Below are 2,514 nucleotides of genomic sequence, written 5' to 3'. Positions count from 1 at the left end.
GATTCCGAAGAATCCGCGCCTCACTGGTAGTTCGTCTTCAGCTGTCAGTTCTTACGCCCAGGCGACTTCGCACCGGACTTGAACCCGAGACCGCCCGGCTTGGCAGTCGGCGGCGCCACCGAGGTGCCGTTGCCGTTGCCATTGGCAGGCTCGGCCTGAGTAGCCGGTTCCGCCGCAGCAGTTTCGGTTTCGGCCGCAGCCGGCTCCTCAACCGGAGCCGCCTCAACCGGAGCCACAGCCGGAGCCGCAGCAGCCGGAGCCGCAGCACCGGGCGCCTTCGGCCCCGGACGCTTCAACCCGGACTTCATAGCCAGCCCCTTGGCGGGAACCGACGGCTTCGATTCGGCAGGAGCCGAAACCGCAGGAGCAGCAGGCGCTTCAGCGGGAGCCGCCTCCGCTGCCGACGCTTCAGCTGCCGGAGCTGCCGGAGCGGCGGCGGCTGCCGGAGCGGCGGGAGCTGCCGCCTTGGCACCAGGCGCCTTAGCCTTGCCCTTCATGCCAAGCCCCTTGACCGGCGCGGCGGGCGCCGCAGCGGGAGCGGCTCCGGCGGGAGCGGCTTCGGCGGGAGCGGCCTCGGCGGCAGAAGCCTCCGCGGCAGGAGCAGCCGCAGCCTTCGCCCCCGGAGCCTTCACCCCACCCTTCATTCCGAGCCCGCCAGGAGCCTTGGCAGCACCCTTCATCCCCAGCCCCTTGACCGGAGCCGCAGGGGCCGCGGTCTCAGCGGCCGGAGCCGCGTCTGCCGGAGCTGCGTCAGCCGCAGGAGCCTTGGCACCAGGGGCCTTGGCGCCACCCTTCATACCGAGGCCGCCACCGGGAGCCTTCGCTCCACCCTTCATACCCAGACCCTTGGCCGGAGCAGCTGCGGCCGGAGCAGCAGGCGCTTCAGCGGATGCCTTCGCACCCGGCGCCTTGGCAGCGCCCTTCATCCCGAGTCCACCGCCGGGAGCCTTGGCAGCACCCTTCATACCCAGGCCGCCACCGGCGGGAGCGGCCTTCGGCGCGGCGGTGGTCGCGGTCACGACCTCGGCCACCGGCTCCGGTTCCACCTCGGGTTCCGGTTCGGCCTTGGGCTCCTGGACGACGACCAGGTTCGCCGACAGTGCCGCGGAATCGATACGGGTGATCGAGTCCAACATCAACTGCGAGACATCGACAACCTCGACACCCTCGCCCTGACCCTGCTCCTGACGCGCGGTCACCCCATCGTTGAGCATCACCCGGCAGAACGGGCAACCCGTCGCGATCTTCGTCGGATTCGTCGACAACGCCTCATCGACACGATCGACATTGATCCGCTTACCGAGCTGTTCTTCCATCCACATCCGGGCACCACCGGCACCACAGCACATCGACCGCTCGCCATGCCGGGGCATCTCGATCAGATTCGACCCCGAGGCCTCCATCAACTCACGCGGCGCGTCGTAGACCTTGTTGTGCCGACCCAGATAGCACGGGTCGTGATAGGTGATGTTCTGCGAGACCGTCGCGACCGGCACCAGCTGCTTCTGGCGCACCAACCGGTTCAGCAACTGGGTATGGTGCACAACCTCGTAAGTCCCACCGACCTGCGGGTACTCGTTGTTGAGCGTGTTGAAGCAATGCGCGCACGTGACAACGATCTTCTTCTTGGACTGCTCGACACCCTCGAACACCGAGTTGATGACCTCGATGTTCTGCAACGCCAGCTGCTGGAACAAGAACTCGTTACCCGCACGACGCGCCGAGTCACCGGTGCAGGTCTCTTCCGCACCCAGCACCATGAACTTCGTGCCCGCGGTCGCCAGCAGCTCGGCCACGGCCTTGGTGGTCTTCTTGGCCCGGTCCTCGTAGGCACCGGCACACCCGACCCAGAACAGGTACTCGTAGCCGTCGAAGCTGTCGGCGTCCTTACCGAAGACCGGGATGTCGAAATCGACTTCCTTGATCCAGTTGAGGCGGTCCTTGGAGTTCTGCCCCCACGGGTTGCCCTTGTTCTCGAGGTTCTTGAACAAACCGGCCAGCTCGGAGGGGAACTCCGACTCGATCAACACCTGGTAGCGGCGCATATCGATGATGTGATCGACGTGCTCGATATCGACCGGGCACTGCTCGACACACGCACCACAGGTCGTGCACGACCACAACACCTCGGGATCGATGATGCCGTGGACATCCTCGCCACCGACCAGCGGACGATCCGCCTCCGCACGCGCGGCCTCGGGGATCTTGGCCAGCGCGGCCTCGTCGGGCTTGCCGTCGGCGTCGACCAGACCGACCTCGTCGCCACCGGCGTCCTTGCGGCCACCGGCCAGCAGGTACGGGGCGGCGGCGTAACCGTGGTCGCGCAGCGACATGATCAGCAGCTTCGGCGAGAGCGGCTTACCGGTGTTCCAGGCGGGGCACTGCGACTGGCAGCGACCGCACTCGGTGCAGGTGGTGAAGTCGAGCCAGCCCTTCCAGGAGAAGTCCTCCATGCGGCCCGCGCCCAGGGTGTCGACCTCGGGGTCGACGTTCTCCATGTCGAGAACCTTGCCG

1 protein-coding gene is annotated in these 2,514 nt (G+C 67.1%); it reads right to left on the bottom strand.

Translation table 11 applies throughout. From position 1 onward, the window contains the following. Nucleotides 1–44: 44 nt before the first annotated feature. Nucleotides 45–2,514, bottom strand: a 2,470-nt coding sequence (locus ACFWF3_RS32000; RefSeq protein WP_379317531.1) for a (Fe-S)-binding protein, incomplete at its 5' end; no start/stop codon positions are given.

The sequence above is a fragment of the Nocardia sp. NPDC060220 genome (assembly GCF_042727815.1).
Classification (GTDB): Bacteria; Actinomycetota; Actinomycetes; order Mycobacteriales; family Mycobacteriaceae; genus Nocardia.
Note: the sequence above shows the minus strand (reverse complement) of the source record. Positions and strands in the feature narration are given on the sequence as shown.